Genomic DNA, 286 nt, shown 5'->3' on the forward strand with positions numbered 1-286 from the left:
GGACCTGCTGTGATCGCGCTGCTGCAACGGGTGCGCGAGGCGCGCGTGGATATTGCCGGGCAGACGGTCGGCGCGATCGGCCCGGGCCTGCTGATGCTGGTCTGCGCCGAGCCCGATGACACCGAGGCCAGCGCCGACAAGCTGATCGCCAAGGTGCTGAAGCTGCGCGTCTTCGGCGATGCGGCCGGCAAGATGAACCTCAGCCTGCAGGACGTGGGCGGCGGCCTGCTGATCGTCAGCCAGTTCACGCTGGCGGCCGATACCTCGGGCGGCAACCGCCCCAGCT

1 protein-coding gene is annotated in these 286 nt (G+C 69.9%); it reads left to right on the plus strand.

The window, feature by feature from the left end; genetic code table 11:
• Window positions 1-286: D-aminoacyl-tRNA deacylase (dtd, locus tag ACNQ0T_RS24010; protein ID WP_417930474.1), on the plus strand; the 286-nt coding region annotated here is incomplete at both ends.

This window comes from Enterobacter cloacae complex sp.6700776, from assembly GCF_048284255.1.
In the GTDB taxonomy this organism is placed as follows: domain Bacteria; phylum Pseudomonadota; class Gammaproteobacteria; order Enterobacterales; family Enterobacteriaceae; genus Enterobacter; species Enterobacter intestinihominis.